18 protein-coding genes and 1 tRNA gene are annotated in these 16277 nt (G+C 71.1%); 7 read left to right on the top strand and 12 right to left on the bottom strand.

What is annotated here, in order from left to right; translation table 11 throughout:
• Positions 1 to 4 precede the first annotated feature (4 nt).
• Positions 5 to 1210 carry a cyclic dehypoxanthinyl futalosine synthase gene (gene mqnC / locus ACH4XV_RS06255; RefSeq protein ID WP_380014196.1) on the bottom strand — a complete coding sequence of 402 codons (1206 nt, stop codon included), beginning with the start codon at positions 1208 to 1210 and terminating at the stop codon, positions 5 to 7.
• 70 nt (positions 1211 to 1280) lie between these two features.
• Positions 1281 to 2165, bottom strand: coding sequence for a menaquinone biosynthetic enzyme MqnA/MqnD family protein (locus ACH4XV_RS06250; protein ID WP_395787135.1), 885 nt, complete (start codon positions 2163 to 2165; stop codon positions 1281 to 1283).
• A 176-nt stretch (positions 2166 to 2341) separates the two neighbouring features.
• Between ACH4XV_RS06250 and ACH4XV_RS06245 the strand changes: the two genes are divergently transcribed.
• A complete protein-coding gene (locus ACH4XV_RS06245) occupies positions 2342 to 3400 on the top strand; it encodes a hypothetical protein (protein WP_395787134.1) in 1059 nt (352 codons plus the stop codon).
• A gap of 64 nt (positions 3401 to 3464) precedes the next feature.
• Here the strand turns inward: ACH4XV_RS06245 and ACH4XV_RS06240 are convergent, their stop codons facing one another.
• The gene (locus ACH4XV_RS06240) at positions 3465 to 3965 is read right to left on the bottom strand and encodes an Asp23/Gls24 family envelope stress response protein (protein WP_395787132.1); all 501 of its coding nucleotides are present in this window, start codon (positions 3963 to 3965) and stop codon (positions 3465 to 3467) included.
• A gap of 244 nt (positions 3966 to 4209) precedes the next feature.
• On the opposite strand from ACH4XV_RS06240, the gene ACH4XV_RS06235 reads away from it, so the two are divergent.
• Positions 4210 to 4980 (top strand): SDR family NAD(P)-dependent oxidoreductase, encoded by a 771-nt coding sequence (locus tag ACH4XV_RS06235; RefSeq protein WP_395787131.1) that lies wholly within the window; start codon positions 4210 to 4212, stop codon positions 4978 to 4980.
• 133 nt (positions 4981 to 5113) lie between these two features.
• Here ACH4XV_RS06235 and ACH4XV_RS06230 read toward each other — a convergent pair whose 3' ends face one another.
• The 6 genes from ACH4XV_RS06230 to ACH4XV_RS06205 all read right to left on the bottom strand — a co-directional run bounded on the left by ACH4XV_RS06230 (position 5114) and on the right by ACH4XV_RS06205 (position 9104).
• The gene (locus ACH4XV_RS06230; RefSeq protein ID WP_395787130.1) at positions 5114 to 5356 is read right to left on the bottom strand and encodes a chaplin; all 243 of its coding nucleotides are present in this window, start codon (positions 5354 to 5356) and stop codon (positions 5114 to 5116) included.
• A 334-nt stretch (positions 5357 to 5690) separates the two neighbouring features.
• Complete coding sequence (locus tag ACH4XV_RS06225; RefSeq protein ID WP_078975846.1) at positions 5691 to 6011, bottom strand: hypothetical protein; 321 nt, start codon at positions 6009 to 6011, stop codon at positions 5691 to 5693.
• 91 nt (positions 6012 to 6102) lie between these two features.
• Positions 6103 to 6225: a hypothetical protein gene (locus ACH4XV_RS06220; protein ID WP_380014181.1), complete on the bottom strand. Its 123-nt coding sequence runs from the start codon at positions 6223 to 6225 to the stop codon at positions 6103 to 6105.
• 10 nt (positions 6226 to 6235) lie between these two features.
• The gene (locus tag ACH4XV_RS06215) at positions 6236 to 6880 is read right to left on the bottom strand and encodes a helix-turn-helix domain-containing protein (RefSeq protein WP_395787128.1); all 645 of its coding nucleotides are present in this window, start codon (positions 6878 to 6880) and stop codon (positions 6236 to 6238) included.
• Positions 6881 to 7005: 125 nt separating this feature from the next.
• The gene (locus ACH4XV_RS06210; RefSeq protein WP_395787127.1) at positions 7006 to 7596 is read right to left on the bottom strand and encodes a GNAT family N-acetyltransferase; all 591 of its coding nucleotides are present in this window, start codon (positions 7594 to 7596) and stop codon (positions 7006 to 7008) included.
• Between the two features lie 131 nt (positions 7597 to 7727).
• The gene (locus tag ACH4XV_RS06205) at positions 7728 to 9104 is read right to left on the bottom strand and encodes a cystathionine beta-synthase (protein ID WP_395787125.1); all 1377 of its coding nucleotides are present in this window, start codon (positions 9102 to 9104) and stop codon (positions 7728 to 7730) included.
• A gap of 301 nt (positions 9105 to 9405) precedes the next feature.
• Here ACH4XV_RS06205 and ACH4XV_RS06200 point away from each other — a divergent pair, with 301 nt between their 5' ends.
• The 3 genes from ACH4XV_RS06200 (at position 9406) to ACH4XV_RS06190 (ending at position 12720) form a co-directional block, all read left to right on the top strand.
• Positions 9406 to 10548 carry an SGNH/GDSL hydrolase family protein gene (locus ACH4XV_RS06200; RefSeq protein ID WP_395787124.1) on the top strand — a complete coding sequence of 381 codons (1143 nt, stop codon included), beginning with the start codon at positions 9406 to 9408 and terminating at the stop codon, positions 10546 to 10548.
• 157 nt (positions 10549 to 10705) lie between these two features.
• Positions 10706 to 11926: an acetyl-CoA C-acetyltransferase gene (locus ACH4XV_RS06195; RefSeq protein ID WP_395787122.1), complete on the top strand. Its 1221-nt coding sequence runs from the start codon at positions 10706 to 10708 to the stop codon at positions 11924 to 11926.
• A 203-nt stretch (positions 11927 to 12129) separates the two neighbouring features.
• Positions 12130 to 12720, top strand: a complete 591-nt coding sequence (locus ACH4XV_RS06190) for a hypothetical protein (RefSeq protein WP_395787121.1) — start codon at positions 12130 to 12132, stop codon at positions 12718 to 12720.
• Between the two features lie 20 nt (positions 12721 to 12740).
• Here the strand turns inward: ACH4XV_RS06190 and ACH4XV_RS06185 are convergent, their stop codons facing one another.
• Positions 12741 to 13172 (bottom strand): hypothetical protein, encoded by a 432-nt coding sequence (locus ACH4XV_RS06185; RefSeq protein WP_395787120.1) that lies wholly within the window; start codon positions 13170 to 13172, stop codon positions 12741 to 12743.
• A gap of 109 nt (positions 13173 to 13281) precedes the next feature.
• Between ACH4XV_RS06185 and ACH4XV_RS06180 the strand changes: the two genes are divergently transcribed.
• Complete coding sequence (locus tag ACH4XV_RS06180; protein ID WP_078975854.1) at positions 13282 to 13515, top strand: DUF4287 domain-containing protein; 234 nt, start codon at positions 13282 to 13284, stop codon at positions 13513 to 13515.
• A gap of 179 nt (positions 13516 to 13694) precedes the next feature.
• On the opposite strand, the gene ACH4XV_RS06175 is transcribed toward ACH4XV_RS06180, so the two are convergent.
• Complete coding sequence (locus ACH4XV_RS06175; protein ID WP_395787118.1) at positions 13695 to 14549, bottom strand: Bax inhibitor-1/YccA family protein; 855 nt, start codon at positions 14547 to 14549, stop codon at positions 13695 to 13697.
• Between the two features lie 426 nt (positions 14550 to 14975).
• A tRNA-Leu gene (locus tag ACH4XV_RS06170) sits at positions 14976 to 15060 on the bottom strand.
• 438 nt (positions 15061 to 15498) lie between these two features.
• Here ACH4XV_RS06170 and ACH4XV_RS06165 point away from each other — a divergent pair.
• Complete coding sequence (locus ACH4XV_RS06165) at positions 15499 to 16275, top strand: ABC transporter ATP-binding protein (protein ID WP_395787116.1); 777 nt, start codon at positions 15499 to 15501, stop codon at positions 16273 to 16275.
• Positions 16276 to 16277: the final 2 nt, after the last annotated feature.

Raw genomic sequence — 16277 nt, 5'->3', positions numbered from 1 at the left:
GGGCTCAGCGCGCGTCGACCACCTTCAGCTGTGTGCGAGGCGGCTCGGGGCGGGCGGTGCCGCCGGGGATGGCGGTGGAGGACAGGTGGGAGATCACCTTGTCGTCGACCGGGTCGTTCGCCGGGTCGTCGTGCACGATCAGGTGGTTGTACGTGGTGTCGCGCTGCGCGGGGACGCGCCCGGCGGCGCGGATCAGGTGCAGCAGTTCCATCCGGTTCGAGCGGTGCTTGGCGCCGGCGGAGGAGACCACGTTCTCCTCCAGCATGACCGAGCCCAGGTCGTCCGCGCCGTAGTGCAGGGTCAGCTGGCCGGCCTCCTTGCCCGTGGTCAGCCACGAGCCCTGGATGTGCGCGACGTTGTGCAGGAACAGCCGGGCGACCGCGATCAGGCGCAGGTATTCGAGCAGGGTCGCCTGGGTGCGCCCCTTCAGGTGGTTGTTCTCCGGCTGGTAGGTGTACGGGATGAAGGCCCGGAAGCCGCCGGTGCGGTCCTGCACGTCACGGATCATCCGCAGGTGCTCGATCCGCTCGGCGTTGGTCTCGCCCGTGCCCATCAGCATCGTCGAGGTGGACTCGACGCCCAGGCCGTGCGCGGTCTCCATGATCTCCAGCCAGCGCTCGCCCGACTCCTTGAGCGGGGCGATCGCGGTGCGCGGGCGCTCCGGAAGCAGTTCGGCGCCGGCGCCCGCGAACGAGTCCAGGCCCGCCGCGTGGATCCGCGAGATGGCCTCCTCGATGCCCACACCGGACACCTTGGCCATGTGCGCGACCTCGGACGCGCCGAGCGAGTGGATCACCAGCTGCGGGAACTCGGCCTTGATCGCGGCGAACGAGCGCTCGTAGTACTCGACGCCGAAGTCGGGGTGGTGCCCGCCCTGGAACATGATCTGGGTGCCGCCGAGTTCGACCGTCTCCGCGCACCGGCGCAGGATGTCGTCGATCTCCCGGACCCAGCCCTTCTCGCTCTTGGGCGGGGCGTAGAAGGCACAGAACTTGCACGCGGTGACGCACACGTTCGTGTAGTTGATGTTGCGCTCGATGATGTACGTCGCGATGTCGACGGTGTCCGCGTAGCGCTTGCGGCGGGCGGCGTCGGCGGCTCGACCCAGCGCGTGCAGCGGCGCGTGGACGTACAGCGCGAGTGCCTCTTCGGGCGTGATCCGCCCACCGTCGGCGGCCCGGTCCAGGACCGGCTGGAGATCGCTGATCACGGGGAAGCCTCCGCATGGAACGAATACGAGTGGAACGACTGCGACTCGCGAACGAGCCTATCCGGCGCGCTCACGGAGCCTGCGGGGCGTCGAGCAGCCGGACCCGGACGTCGGCCGGATACCCGGTGTCGTGCGAGGTACGGCGGGCGAACTCGGCGATCCCGGCAAGGTGGCGCGCGCCCAGCGAGTAGTCGAGCGCCTCGGTGTAGTAGCGCTCCAGCGTGGCCGCGTCGAACGCCTCCCACCGGGCCACGTGCTCGCAGACCTTGTCCACCTCGCGCATGCACAGGTCGCGCGACTCCAGGAAGGCCCGGTGCACCTCGCGCACCTCGGCGGGATGCGCGGCCAGGAAGTCGCGGCGCGCGGCCCACACCGCGAATACGAACGGCAGCCCGGTCCACTGCTTCCACTCCTCGGCCAGGTCGTAGACCTTCAGGCCCAGGCGCGGCGCGTCGTAGAGCGTCGCGCGCAACGCGACGTCGCCGATCACCACGGCGGCGTCCGCCTCCTGCATCATCAGGCCCAGGTCGGGCGCCGAGGTGAAGAACTTCGGCCGTACGCCGTACTTCTCCTCGAGCAGCAGCCGGGCCAGCCGGACCCCGGTGCGGCTCTGCGAGCCCAGCGCGACCCGGGAGCCGTCCAGCTCTTCGATCGGCACCTGGCTGATCAGCATGACCGACATCACGGGCCCGTCGGCGGCCACCGCGATGTCCGGGAGCACCACGAGGTCGTCCGCGTGCCGCAGGTATTCGACGACGCTGATCGGCGCGATGTCGAGGTCGCCGCGCACCAGGGCGTCGTTGAGGTTGTCCGGAGTGTCCTTGGTGAGCTCCAGATCCACCAGCGTGCCCGTGCGGGCCAGGCCCCAGTAGATGGGCAGGCAGTTCAGGTACTGGATATGGCCCACCCGGGGTCGCCGGCGGCCGGCTTGCGGTGCGTTGTCCACACTGTCCATCCCCGCAGGCTATGCCCGGCTCCGCGGATCACCGGTATCGACCCGGCCGGTATCCGCGGTGTCACCGAACAGGCACAAGACCGGACATGCGGCATCGGCAGCGGGAAGCGGGTGAGACCCTTCCGGGACCGGGCCGAACCGCACGGCGGTCCGCCGACTACGACGGAGGAAGCGCGATGCACTCGTCCCCGGGCTCGTATCCGGGCCAGGGTGGCGGCTACCCGCCCCCGCCCCCGCCCTACGCGGCCACACCGGCGCCACCGCCATACGACCCGGGTGGTGGGTACCGCCCCGGCGGTCCGGGCGCGCCCGGCGGCGGCCACGGCGCGCCGCCGCGACCACAACCCGCCCGACCCGCGTTCGGCGCGCTGCGCGGCACCGTCGCCGGGATCAGCCTGGTGCTGGCCGTGCTGTTGTCGATCCCGGCCCTGTCGGCGCTGTGGTTGCGCTGGGAGGTGGTCTCCGACCAGGGATTCACCGACAACGCGGTCGAGCTGATCGACGAGTCGGCGATCCGCGATGAGGTCGCGCGGCTGATGACCGACGAGGTGATCCGGCAACTGCCGCCCGGGGTCCGCAATCAGGTGCCGCGCCAGGTGGTGCAGACGGCGGTGACCGAGGAGATCGCCAAGCCGACGTTCAAGGCGGTCTGGAAGGACGGCGTCTCCACGGCGCACGACGTGGTGTTGTCCTCGCTGCTGGGCCGGGACAGCAAGAACGTGCAGACCAACGGCGACGAGGTCGTGGTCAACCTGAAGAGCCCGGTCGACGCGATCGTGGGCCAGTTGAACAAGGCCGGGATCCCGGTCTCCAAGGCGGGCGTGCCGACCAACATCGCGATCGACCTCGCGCAACTGCCGCACGCCTCCGACGCCAAGCAGAGTCGGGACGCGCTCCAGGCGGTGGACGACGCGGGTCGGTGGTTGCCGATCCTGACCCTCGTACTGCTGGTGCTCGGCCTGGCGGTCGCGGTCAACCGGTTCCGCGCGCTGGTGATGACCGGCGTCGGGCTGTTCGTCACCAGCGGCCTGCTGTTGATCCTGGTCAACGCCGCGAGCGGTCCGGTCGCCGACGAGCTGGCCGCCCGCAACACGCTGAACCGGGACGGCATCGAGGCCGTCTACGGCGTGTTCACCGACTCGCTGGACACGATGTCGTGGTCGGTGTTCGCGGCCTCGATCGTGATGGTCATGGTGGGCGCCGTCGGGCTGGGCATGCGCGGTCGGCGGCGCTGACCGCGCCGAGGCGGCGAGGGCGGGTCCGGGGCGATCCCCGGCCCGCCCTCGCGGCGTTCCCGGCTCAGGCCAGGTTGCGCGTGGAGCCCTCGTCGTCGTCCTGTTCGATGTGGATGTCATCCACGGAGATGTCCACCTCGACCACCTCCAGGCCGGTCATCCGCTCGATCGACTCGATCACGTGGTCGCGCACCGCCGCGGCGACCTCGGCGATCGGCGCGCCGTATTCGACGACCAGGCTCAGGTCGATCGCGCACTGCTTCTCGCCGACCTCGACGCTGACCCCGCGCGCGACGTCGGGACGGCCGCCCGGGACCGCCTTGCGCATCGCGGCGAAGGCCCGGGAGACCCCGCTGCCCAGGGCGTACACCCCCGGGATCTCGCGCGCCGCGAGCCCTGCGACCTTGGCCACCACGCCGTCCGCGATCGAGGTGCGACCGCGGTCGGTGGCCAGCGCGGTCACCTCCGTCATATGCGAGGCGCCGGAGGCTCCGGTCGACGGGCGCTGGACGCGCTCCGGGCTGGTGTCGCTCTTGGTCGCCGGGCGGGCGGGTACGTCTGCCATGACTGGAACCTCGTCTTTCGCCGCTTTCGTGAGAGGTGGGGGCTCCCCTCACACAGGTGTGACCCCTTCCCTGTCGGTTCCTCACGCAATCCGGGCGAATTAATCCGATCGGCCGTTCGTCGTTCCTGTCGAGGGACAGGAACATGTTTCATTTCACTCCCGGCCAACCGTTCAGGAGGCTTGCTCCCGCATCGGGAACCGCCTGTGATGGGACCCCTGCATCCCCGGCCAAGGAGGAAACACTGTGGAGCGGTTCCAGGATCGGCGCATCATCGTCACCGGCGGCGGCTCGGGCATCGGCCAGGCCACGGTGCTGCGGCTGCTGAGCGAGGCGGGTTCCGTACACGCGGTCGACGTCAACGCCGACGGGCTGGACAAGACCCGCGCGATGGCGGCGGAGAAGGGCCTCGACGCCCGGCTGACCACCGGAGTGCTGGACGTGTCGGACGAGGCCGCGGTCGGTGCCGGCGTGGCCGAAACCGTCGAGCGGTTCGGCGGCCTGGACGTGCTGGTCAACGCCGCGGGCATCCTGCGGGCGGGGCACACCCACACCTTCCCGCTCGACAAGTGGAACCAGATCATCACGATCAACCTGACCGGCACGTTCCTGATGACCCGCGCCGCGCTGCCCGCGCTGCTTGAGACCGGCAACGGTGTGGTGATCAACTTCAGCTCGACCTCGGCGAGCTTCGCGCACCCGTACATGGCGGCCTACGCGGCCAGCAAGGGCGCGATCGACGCGTTCACCCACGCGATCGCCCTGGAGTACAGCCGCCAGGGGCTGCGCGCGGTCAACGTCGCACCCGGCAGCATCTCCAGCGGCATCGTCGACGACACCCCGAACCAGGTTCCGGAGGACGCCGACTGGGAGCTCTTCGGCAAGCTGATGCCGATCATCGGCGACGGCATGGCCCACCCGGACGTGATCGCCGGCATGATCGCCGCGCTCGCCTCCGACGACGGCAAGTTCGTCACCGGCACGTCGCTGCGCATCGACGGCGGCACCCACGCCTGAGCGGGACCTCGGTCCCGGGTGCCGCGCGGGTCGCGTCGACCCGCGCGGCACCCGGGACCGGCCCGAAAACGCCAGAGGGCGCCGTTCCGGGACCGGTTGCCCCGTACAGCGCCCACCGCGATGGTGCGAAGTTTCAGCCGGCGTTGATGCAGACGTTGCCGAACGCCGGGTTCACCAGGCCGATGACGTTGATGCTGTTGCCGCACAGGTTGACCGGGATGTGCACCGGGACCTGGATGTTGTTGCCCGAGGCGACACCCGGGGAGTTGACGGCGGCACCGTCCGCCTCGGAGCTGGCGCTGGCCCCACCGATGCCCGCGGCGAGGATGCCACCGGCGGCGACGGTGATGAAGGCCGCCTTCTTGACCGTGTTCATTCTTCCTCCATGTCACAGTGCCGCACGAACGGATGCGGCACGTGGGACAACGAAGCCCACGACGATCGGCAACGCCCCACCGCCCGGTTCGCCGCCGATTCACCCCTACGGGGACGCCCACTTGCGCCGTACGCCGGTGCCGGGCGCCGGCGCACCACCCATCCCGAGGGGCGCACGCGCGGCGATCGGCGCACCACGCGGTCGAGCGGCAACGAACTGCGCCCCGCGAAGCCGGGGCTTTGCGGGGCGCGGGGACGGAGGACTCGGTGCGCGGGTGGGGGCACGTGGGAACAGGAGGTCGGGCCCGGGACGGAACAGGGTGTCCCGGGACGCGTCAGGCGTCCTCGTCGTCCTCGTCGTCGTCCTCGGGCAGGTACTCGGCGCCCTCGGACTGCCAACCGGCCTCGCTCAGTTCGGTGCCGGCGATCTCCTCGACCAGGCTGAACGGGTCGATCAGGTACGAGACGGACTCGGCCAGGTCGCTCTCGATCGCGGCCATGGCGTCGGCCCGGTCGCCGGACGAGAGTTCTTCGTCGGCCTTGACGCTGTCCAACGCGGCGGCGCGCAGCGCGTCCGCGTCGGTGACCTCGAGCACGATTTCGAGGTTGAGCCGGATGTAGCGGGTCGTGGACTCGGAGGAAGTCGGGTTTTCCATGGGCGCGAGCCTACGGGCCCACGACCGACCCCCGGCGCGCTGACGCGCCGCGCACCACCGCGCCGCCGTGTCGGGGCGACGCCCCGTGCGCTCAGCGGTGGCCGTACGTCACGGCGGTGACCATCAGCGCCCCGAAGACCACGGAGAATCCGAGGATGTAGATCGCGATCCGGATCCACATCCCGGTCGCCCGGCTCTTCTCGCTCTCCATCACGGCGAACTCCTCATATGTGGGCGGGAAGGCACGGCGAGAACGCGACCAGCGCGGGCGCCGCGTGGACCATCAGGAACTCGACGGGCAGGTACGCGTCGGCCGATTCCATGCGGTGCGCGAGGCCCGAGTCGAAGTGCGCCACGTCGCCGGGCGCGAGCAGGTGGGTCGCCCCGTCCAGGGTCAGCCGGAGTTGCCCGCTCAGGACGTACAGCCACTCCTCGCCCGGATGCACCCGGCCGGGCCCGTCCGCCCGCCCCGCCGGCACCCGGACCCGCAGCGCCTGCATGCCGCGTCGCGGGCTGCCCACGCGCCAGTAGGTCCAGCCGTGCGCCTCGACCGGCTCGGCCGCACGGGCACGGACCACGGGCTCGGTCGCCGCGGCGTCCTCGCCGAGGAGTTCGGAGACGGTGGTGTTGTACACCCGGGCCAGGGTGAGCAGCGCGGGCAACGAGGGTTGCCGGCGCTCGTGTTCGAGCCGGGAGAGGTAGGCGACGGAGAGCCTGGTCAGCCGGGCGGCCTCGTCGAGCTTGAAGCCGTTCGCCAGCCGCGCCGCACGCAGTCGGTCACCGAGCCCGGTCGGCACCGCCTCGGCGGCTTCCGGGTCGGCGGGTTCCGGGTCGGGATCGCCGGTGTCGTAACGTGGAGGAGCGACCATGCTTCGAGACTAGGCAGGCATGGACCGGAGAGGCAATTAACTTGCCTCAGAGGCAAATAAGCAGGTCCGCAGGCCACCCTTCCGGCCGCCCCTCGCACACCACTCCCCCGGCACGCCACCCCGGCCTACGCGCACCGTTCCGTCGAGAGCGCCCCCGCCGGCAGCTCCGCCTCCACCAGCACCACGCCGTCCTCGTAGCCGCACCTGCCGACCAGCCCGGCCCGCTCGAACAGGGCGAGCATCCGCCGGTTCCACGGCAGTACGTGCGCCCGCAGCCCGGTCGCCCCGCGCGCCGCCGCGTGCTCCGCCAGCGCGCGCAGCAGCGCCGTGCCGAGACCGTGCCGCTGCCAGCCGTCCTCGACCAGGAGCGCCACCTCTCCCACCCGCTCCCCCTCGGGGTGGAACAGCGTGGCCAGCGCGCCGATCGCCCCGTCGGGGCCGACCGCCACCAGGCTCAGCCCGTCGGCCGGCGCGAGCAGCTTGGCCAGGGCGCTGTCCGGCAATCGCGGCGTCGAGGTGAAGTAGCGCAATCGCCGGGTCTCCGGCGAGCACCGCTCGTGCATCGCGCGGACCTCGGCGGCGTCCTCGATCCGGGCCGTGCGCACCCGTACCCGCGCGGGCCACTCGCCCACGCCGACCCCGCCCACCATGGTGAGCCTGGCCCGACCCCGAATCGCCGCAGTCGTCGTCTCCATCACCGCACCGCCCTTCGCCACCGGGGCGGTCCTCGTGATCCGTCCCCGTCCACCCCCACGGTGTCGAGACGGTGTTACGCGTCGACTACGTGAACGTGTCCTCGGTGAACCGATCCGATGACGTCGTGCCCCGGTGGCGAAACGCGGGCGACTCAGCCCGCCAGGTGGCCGAGCAGGTCCTGCCGGGTGACCACACCCTGCGGTTTGCCGTGCACCAGCACCAGCGCCGCGTCGGCCTGCTCGAGGACCCGCGCGAGCCGCGCGATCGGCTCGCCGGAGCCGATCACCGGCATCGACGCCGACATGAACTTCTCCAACGGGTCGCCCGCCGACGCCCGACCGGCCACCAGCGCGTCCAGCAGGTCGCGCTCGGCGATCGAGCCGACCACCTCGGCGGCCATCACGTCGGGGTGCCCGGCGCCGGGCTTGACCACCGGCATCTGGCTGACCCCGAACTCGCGCAGGATCGCGATCGAGTCGCCGACCGTTTCCTCCGGGTGCACGTGTACGAGCGCCGGCAGGTCGCCCTGCTTGCGGGCGAGGATGTCGGCCACGGTGGCCTCGCCCTGGTCCGCGTCCAGGAAGCCGTAGTCGGCCATCCACTCGTCGTTGAAGATCTTGCTCAGGTAGCCGCGCCCGGAGTCCGGCAGCAGCACCACGACCACGTCGTCGGGACCCAGCCGCTCGGCCGCGCGCAGCGCCGCGACCACGGCCATCCCGCACGAGCCGCCGACGAGCAGGCCCTCCTCGCGGGCGAGTCGACGGGTCATCAGGAACGAGTCCCGGTCGGACACCGCGATGATCTCGTCGGGCACCGCGCTGTCGTACGCGGTCGGCCAGAAGTCCTCACCCACACCCTCGACCAGGTACGGCCGGCCGCTGCCGCCGGAGTACACCGAGCCCTCGGGGTCGGCGCCGACCACCCGCACGCCGCCGTTGGAGACCTCCTTGAGGAACCGTCCCGTCCCGGAGATGGTGCCGCCGGTGCCCACGCCCGCCACGAAGCAGGTGATCCGGCCGTCGGTCTGCTCCCACAGCTCGGGGCCGGTGGAGAGGTAGTGCGACTGCGGGTTCTCCGGGTTCGAGTACTGGTCGGGCTTCCACGCGCCGGGCGTCTCGCGCACCAGTCGGTCCGAGACGTTGTAGTACGAGTCGGGGTGCTCGGGGTCGACGGCGGTCGGGCAGACCACCACCTCGGCCCCGTACGCCCGCATCACGTTGATCTTGTCCATGCTGACCTTGTCCGGGCAGACGAACACACACTTGTATCCGCGCCGCTGCGCGACCATGGCGAGCCCGACGCCGGTGTTGCCGGAGGTGGGCTCGACGATCACACCGCCGGGACGCAGCGCGCCCGACTGCTCGGCCGCGTCGATCATCCGCACGGCGATGCGGTCCTTCACGGACCCGCCGGGGTTGAAATATTCGACCTTCGCCAGCACCGTCGCCGACAACCCCGAGGTGACGGAGTTGAGCTTGACGAGGGGGGTGTCCCCGATCAGGTCGAGCATGGATTCGTGGTACCGCACGGAACCTCCGCCATGAGTGCGCATCAGCCGGGGCCGGATGGCCCGAAATCCTCACATTGCGCGAACTTCTCCCAGCCTAGTGGCCCCTTTCGATCTCCAGGGCGGATGGCCGGGCCGACCCGCGCGAACACGTGTTCCCGTTCCGCGACCCACGGCCGCGCGGGGCCGGTCCAACGCGCCCGCGCCGGCGCGCCGCCCGGTACCCGCCGACGAACCTGACGGTCGGTTAGGGTCGGCGTGGAGTCCGTGACGGGGAGGAGACCGAGGCCTTGGACACGACGGCAGGCCGCGGAGCACGGCGATGATGCGCACCCGGATGGCCCGTCGGGTCGCCGCCGCCGCGGCGTTCGGCGGCGGCGGTGTGGGCGTGCTGACCGGGGCGATGTTCGCGGTGTTGTACACCGAGGCGAAGATGGCCCGCCGCACGGTGGGCGAGCCCGACGGCGAACCGCCGACCGCGGACGGTGTGTACGGCGAGTACGGCGACCAGCCCGACGAGCCGATCGTGTTCGCCATGATCGGCGACTCCACCGCCGCCGGCCTCGGCGTCGAGGACCCCATGCAGACCCCCGGCGCGCTGCTCGCCTCCGGCCTGGCCGCGGTCGCCGAACAGCCGGTGCGACTGGTCAACGTCGCGCTGTCCGGCGCCCAGTCCTCGGACCTGGAGCGCCAGGTCACGCTCGCCCTGCGGCACGAGCTCGACGTGGCGATGATCATGATCGGCGCCAACGACGTCACCCACCGGATGCGCCCCGCCGAGTCGGTGCGCCACCTCGAACAGGCCACCCGCCGGCTGATCGCCTCCGGCGTCGAGGTGGTCGTGGCCACCTGCCCCGACCTGGGCACGATCGAGCCGATCGCGCAGCCGCTGCGCTACCTGGCCCGGCAGTGGAGCCGCAATCTGGCCGCCGCGCAGACCATCGCGGTGGTCGAGGCGGGCGGGCGTACCGTCTCGCTCGGCGCGCTGCTCGGGCCGGAGTTCCTGGCCCGCCCCAAGGCGATGTTCGGCCCGGATCGTTTCCACCCCTCGGTCGAGGGCTACGCCACCGCCGCGATGGCCTCGCTGCCGTCGTTGTGCGCCGCGCTCGACCTGTGGCCGCTGGACGAGGTGCGCCCGGACAGCTTCCGCGGCGAGGGTGTGCTGCCCATCGCGCAGGCCGCGATCGAGGCGGCGGCCGAGGGCGGCACCGAGGTGGCCGGCACCGACGTGGGCGGTCGCGAACGCGGCCCGCGCGGTCGCTGGGCGCTGCTTCGGCACCGTCGGCGGCAGCAGATCCCGACGCCCGCCACGGTGGACCCGGAGGGCCCCGCCGAGGCCGCCGAGGGGCCCGGGGCGGCCGGCGGGAGGTCCGGGGCGGACCGCGGATCGGGTCCATCGAACCCGGGGTCGAATCCATCGAACCCATTCGAGGACGTCCGGGGTAATGTGGCGAAGGAAATCTGACTGGCCGTCAGTTCGGGCGTGGGGCAGGTCGCACGATCCACCCCTCCCGCTTTCGGCTACCAGGCAGTAACTTCAAGCGTCAGTTGCGCATCCGTACCGACGAGAGTCCTCGCGGGGTCCTCGTACCGACGGCCGCGAAGACCACATAGGAGTCCCGATGCCCGAAGCAGTCATCGTCGCCACCGCCCGTTCCCCGATCGGCCGCGCCTTCAAGGGTTCGCTGAAGGACCTGCGGGCGGACGACCTGACCGCCCTGATGGTCCGCGCCGCCCTGGACAAGGTCCCGGCGCTCGACCCGAAGGACATCGACGACCTGATGCTGGGCTGCGGCCTGCCGGGCGGCGAGCAGGGCTTCAACATGGGCCGCAACGTCTCGGTCCTGCTCGGCTACGACCACCTGCCCGGAACCACGATCACCCGCTACTGCTCCTCCTCGCTGCAGACCACCCGGATGGCGATGCACGCGATCCGCGCGGGCGAGGGCGACGCGTACATCTCCGCCGGCGTCGAGATGGTCACCAGCACCCGGGGCAAGGGCAGCAGCGACTCGATCCCGGACACCAAGAACCCGCTCTTCGCCGACGCCGCGGCCCGTACCGCCGCGGCCGTCGAAGAGGGCTCGACCTGGACCGACCCGCGCGAGGCCGGCCTGCTCCCCGACGTCTACATCGGGATGGGCTTCACCGCGGAGAACCTGGCCCAGCACAAGGGCATCTCGCGCGCCGAACAGGACGAGTTCGCGGTGCGTTCGCAAAACCTCACCGAGAAGGCGATCGCCGACGGCTTCTGGGCCGAGGACATCACCCCGGTCACCCTGGCCGACGGCACCGTGGTGAGCAAGGACGACGGCCCGCGCGCGGGCACCACGCTCGAGGGCGTCTCCGGTCTCAAGCCGGTCTTCCGCCCGGACGGCACGATCACCGCCGGCAACGCGTGCCCGCTCAACGACGGCGCCGCCGCGGTGATCGTGATGTCCGACACCAAGGCCCGCGAGCTGGGCCTGACCCCGCTCGCCCGGATCGTCTCCACCGCCGTGTCCGGCCTGTCGCCCGAGATCATGGGCTACGGCCCGGTCGAGGCCTCGCGGATCGCGATGGCCCGCGCCGGCCTGACCTCCGCCGACATCGACCTGGTCGAGATCAACGAGGCGTTCGCCGCACAGGTCATCCCGTCCTACCGGGACCTCGGCTTCGACCTGGACAAGGTGAACGTCAACGGCGGCGCGATCGCGATCGGCCACCCGTTCGGCATGACCGGCGCGCGGATCACCAGCACGCTGATCAACTCGCTGCGTTGGCACGACAAGCAGTGGGGCCTGGAGACGATGTGCGTCGGCGGCGGCATGGGCATGGCCATGGTGCTGGAGCGCATGAGCTGACCCGTACGCACCACGTCGATCGCACCGACGAGCCGCGCGGCCGGTCCGGGACACCCCGGGCGGGCCGCGCGGGCTGACCCGGACGCCGCGCCCGCGTGGGCCCGAGGTCCCATCCCGTCGGGACGTCGCGCCCTGGCGGCAAGGCGGCGACGGCGCGACCCTGGAGGGGAAGGGTTCTCCGGGTCGGCCGAGGGTTGCGGATCATGCCGAACGTGTACATCGTCCCCGTCCTGCTCACCGCGGCGTGCGCCGCCGCGGTGACCACCGTCGTGCGACGGATGGCTCGACGCCGCCGGGCCCGGGCCGGCGCCGAGGTCTGGGACCAGGCGTTCGTCGACCACCTCTTCCGCGACCGCGAGCCGGAGCGGCCGGCGCTGACCGTGCCGAGGCACGGACGCGACGACCTCCCGGACGACCGCCCCGAGTCGGACGAGGACGGCGCCCGCCGCCCGCACCCCTCGGAGAACCTGACCCCGCTGCTGCCCACCCACCTGACCGCCGGCTACCTCACCGGCCTGGTCGTCGGCGGCACCCCGGTCACGCGCGTGCGCACCGGATCGCCCGCCGGCGCGGGCGGCCTGGACGTGCTCGACTTCGCCGACGGCAGCTCGCTGGTGGTGATGCCCGGCGACCCGGAGGCCACCACGCTGATCGAGATCGCGCTGTCCCTGGGTCGCCCGGTCCGGCTGCTCGGCACCTCGGAGATCGGCGGCGGCTGGACGCTGACCTTCGGCCTGGACGAGGACACCACCTTCGCCCTCGCGGACCGCCTGTACGTCCGCCCCCCGGCATAGCCGGCCCCGCGCCCGGGGCGTCAGATCGCCGCGGCCAGCTCCCGGACCATCTCCCGGGCCCGGCGCACCACATCGCCCGCCGTCGTCGGTTCGCCGTCGTCCAGGCCCAGCGGGTGCTCCTCGGCCAACGGCTCCAGCGCCGCGGCCAGGTCCCCCGAGGTCACCGCGATCTGATCGCCGACCACGAACACCCCCAAATCCGGCACCTCGCGCCGGGGTTCGCCCTCCACCGCGGCGGCCAGATCGGCCAGGCACTGGGCCAGCGCGAGCGCGGCGCCCGCCCGGCTCGGCGCGCCCTCCTGACGGGCGGTCAGCGGGGCCTTGAGCCGGGCCTCGGACAGGTGGCGGAGCCGGTCGGCGACCGCGCCGGACTCCTTGAGGAACGGGCCCAGATCGACCGTGAGGGAAACGGACGGTTTCCCGACCGGCGGGATGGGGATGCGGGACGACATAACCGGAGCGTACCCAGCGCGCGCACCGCGCGTGGGCCGGCTTCGACCGCTTGCCAACCGTTCGCCCGTCATGCACGCTCGGGTAACGGAACGCTCACCGGAGGCGCTTATGTCCTTGCACTTCTCCGAAGAGACCCACCGCAACCTCGTGGCCCGGGTGCCCGCCTGCACCGGCCGCGAACTCCCCGAATGGTTCCGGGAGATCGAGGCCGGTCCGGCCTTCTCCCGGTTCGAGGACCGGGTCTCCTGGCTCCAGGGCGAGCACAACCTCGGACACGGCCACGCCCTCGCCATCGTCCGCGAACACGAGCGCCGCCGGCACGCGCCGGGCGGAGTCAGCTGATCCGCCGACCCGCGGCCGATCCGCTGTCGGCCCCCCGTCGAAGACCCCGGACACGCTGATCGCGCGCACGCGCGACGTCCGCCGCACCCTCCGCCGATCCCGCGAACGCGAAAGCGGCGGTGCCCCCGAGTGGGGGCACCGCCGCTTTCGCGTGGTCGGGCCGAGGCCCGTCACCCGCGTCAGTCCCGCAGGATCGACAGCAGGCGCAGGACCTCCATGTAGATCCACACGAGGGTCACGGTCAAAGCGAACGCCGACCGCCACGCTTCCTTCTCCGGGACGCCCTGGGCGGCCAGTTGCTCGATCTCGTTGAAGTCGAGGGACAGGAAGAACGCACCGATGAGGATGCCGAGGATGCCCATCACGATGCCGAGCGGTCCGCTGCGCAGGCCGAGGCCGTCGCCGCCGGCGATCAGGATCGCGAGGCCGTTGACGAGCGAGAGCAGCACGAAGCCGATGGCGATCGCCATGCCGATCCGCGCGTAGCGGCTCGTCACCTTGATCCAGCCGGACTTGTACGCGACCAGCACACCCACGAACACCGAGGCCGTGCCGAGGACGGCCTGGACGACGATGCCGCTGTACTGCTGCTCGAACGCATGGCTGATCGCGCCCAGGAAGACACCCTCGAGCGCGGCGTAGGTCAGCACCAGGGCCGGGCTGATCTCCCGCTTGAAGGTCAGGACCATCGCGACGACGAACGCCGCGAGCGCGGCGCCGATCGCCCAGCCGAAGTTCTCGAACGGCAGGAAGGCCCACGACAGCGCACCGGTGACGACGACCGTCAACAACGTCATCGCGGTACGCGCGACCACGTCGTCGATCGTCATCCGGCCGGTCTGGAGCGGACCGGCGGACTGCGCCCGGTACATCTCCTGAAGCTGCTCGGGGGTCATCGGTTGCATCGGCGGCTGCTGCGGCCCACCGAACGGGGCGCCCTGCGGCCCGGGCTGCGGCGCTCCGTAGCCGGCCTGCTGCTGCCGGCCGGTCTCGAACGCCCCCCGCCGCGTGAGCACCGGGTTGCTGCTCCTCATGTCATCTCCTCCATGCCCCCGGGTGGGGGTCGTGGCTTAAAAGAGTAATCCCCGAGTAAAGGTCCCGGGGGCTCCATCCTTCCCTTTCAACGTCCTCGGACACGCGATTTGTGCCCGTGGTCACTGTCCGGTCATAAAAAGTCGGATGGAATCCATCGCGAAGCCGATCGTTGTCCATCGACCACGGCGCCGTCCCCGGATGCCGTGGCCGCCCGCCGCGGCGGCGCGCGATAGCACAGCCGATGGGTTCGATCGAAATTTCTATCGATGAGAGCGTCATCTTCACATTCGGAACCGCAGTTCCGACCGGTACACAGGGGGTGACCGTGAATGATCTTCGTTCGCTCGTCCGTTGACAGACCCGCACTTCTGTCAACGGCAGCGATCTTGAAAATGGCCTTCCCGCAGGTCAGAGCCATGATCATCTGGTCCCCGGAGCGGGACTCGAACCCGCACGACCTTGCGGCCAAGGAGGTTTAAGCTCCTCGTGTCTGCGTTCCACCATCCGGGGGCGATGCTGAGCGTAGCGGCCTCGGCGCACCGGGTTGACCCCCTGATTTTTGCCGCCTTGTGAACGGCTCGCGGCGACCCGTTCGATCATGGGGAGCGACCGAGGGCAACCCGTCCCGATGCCGCACGGATGATGCCGAATGGGTGCTTTGAGGCGCCTGATCAGGGGATATACCGCATTCGGCTGCGGTCGCCCGGCACCTGCGCCCGAGTCGGGAGTCCCATTTCGAGCCGGCCGGCGACGGTTGTGGGAGGGGCGCGAGGCCACCGTCGGCGCCGCTTGGCGCGATCGATTGCGACCAGGCGTGAGCGAAACCGACGAAGCGTGAGTAAGTGTGATCAGACGTCCTGGATCCTGCGCAATCTTGTGGAAGCGTGGGTAGGCAGCACGAATCGGAACCCTTCCGTCGCCCTGCGAACCCAAGGAAAGAGGTCTCCTGTGACCGCCACCGAACCCATCGCGGGAGCCGGGACGCACGGCGCGCTCGCCGCCGTCGCCACCGACCTGACCAAGGTCTACGGCGAGGGCGAAACGCGGGTGATCGCGCTCGACGGCGTCTCGGTCGGCTTCCGGCGCGCGGAGTACACCGCGATCATGGGGCCCTCCGGGTCGGGCAAGTCCACGCTGATGCACTGCATGGCGGGGCTCGACTCGATCACGGCCGGCTCGGTGCGGCTCGGCGACGCGGAGCTGTCCGCGCTGAACGACAAGCAGCTCACCCTGCTCCGTCGGGAGAAGGTCGGTTTCGTCTTCCAGTCGTTCAACCTGCTGCCCACGCTCACCGCGCTGGAGAACGTCACGCTTCCGATGGACATCGCGGGGGTCAAGCCGGACAAGGCCTGGCTCGACCACGTGATCGAGACCGTCGGGCTGCGCGACCGGCTCAGGCACCGGCCGAGCGAGTTGTCCGGCGGCCAGCAGCAGCGTGTCGCGTGCGCCCGCGCGCTGGCGAGCAAGCCGGAGATCATCTTCGCCGACGAACCGACCGGCAACCTCGACTCGCGCTCCGGCGCCGAGGTGCTGGGTTTCCTCCGCAGCAGCGTCTACGACCTGGGCCAGACCATCGTGATGGTCACCCACGACCCGAACGCGGCCTCCTACGCGGACCGCGTGGTGTTCCTGGCCGACGGTCGGATCGTCGACGAGATGGTCGCGCCGACCGCCGACCTGGTCCTGGAACGCATGAAGCGCTTCGAGGCACAGCGCACGAGCTGACC

It is taken from the genome of Embleya sp. NPDC020630, assembly GCF_044334985.1.
GTDB lineage: Bacteria > Actinomycetota > Actinomycetes > Streptomycetales > Streptomycetaceae > Embleya.
Note: the sequence above shows the minus strand (reverse complement) of the source record. Positions and strands in the feature narration are given on the sequence as shown.

Bases quoted from the DNA above. Each gene is read 5' to 3' on its own strand.
- ACH4XV_RS06250 (WP_395787135.1), bottom strand. From the start codon at position 2,165: ATGGACAGTGTGGACAACGCACCGCAAGCCGGCCGCCGGCGACCCCGG.
- ACH4XV_RS06245 (WP_395787134.1), top strand. From the start codon at position 2,342: ATGCACTCGTCCCCGGGCTCGTATCCGGGCCAGGGTGGCGGCTACCCG.
- ACH4XV_RS06240 (WP_395787132.1), bottom strand. From the start codon at position 3,965: ATGGCAGACGTACCCGCCCGCCCGGCGACCAAGAGCGACACCAGCCCG.
- ACH4XV_RS06230 (WP_395787130.1), bottom strand. From the start codon at position 5,356: ATGAACACGGTCAAGAAGGCGGCCTTCATCACCGTCGCCGCCGGTGGC.
- ACH4XV_RS06225 (WP_078975846.1), bottom strand. From the start codon at position 6,011: ATGGAAAACCCGACTTCCTCCGAGTCCACGACCCGCTACATCCGGCTC.
- ACH4XV_RS06215 (WP_395787128.1), bottom strand. From the start codon at position 6,880: ATGGTCGCTCCTCCACGTTACGACACCGGCGATCCCGACCCGGAACCC.
- ACH4XV_RS06200 (WP_395787124.1), top strand. From the start codon at position 9,406: ATGATGCGCACCCGGATGGCCCGTCGGGTCGCCGCCGCCGCGGCGTTC.
- ACH4XV_RS06195 (WP_395787122.1), top strand. From the start codon at position 10,706: ATGCCCGAAGCAGTCATCGTCGCCACCGCCCGTTCCCCGATCGGCCGC.
- ACH4XV_RS06190 (WP_395787121.1), top strand. From the start codon at position 12,130: ATGCCGAACGTGTACATCGTCCCCGTCCTGCTCACCGCGGCGTGCGCC.
- ACH4XV_RS06185 (WP_395787120.1), bottom strand. From the start codon at position 13,172: ATGTCGTCCCGCATCCCCATCCCGCCGGTCGGGAAACCGTCCGTTTCC.
- ACH4XV_RS06180 (WP_078975854.1), top strand. From the start codon at position 13,282: ATGTCCTTGCACTTCTCCGAAGAGACCCACCGCAACCTCGTGGCCCGG.
- ACH4XV_RS06175 (WP_395787118.1), bottom strand. From the start codon at position 14,549: ATGAGGAGCAGCAACCCGGTGCTCACGCGGCGGGGGGCGTTCGAGACC.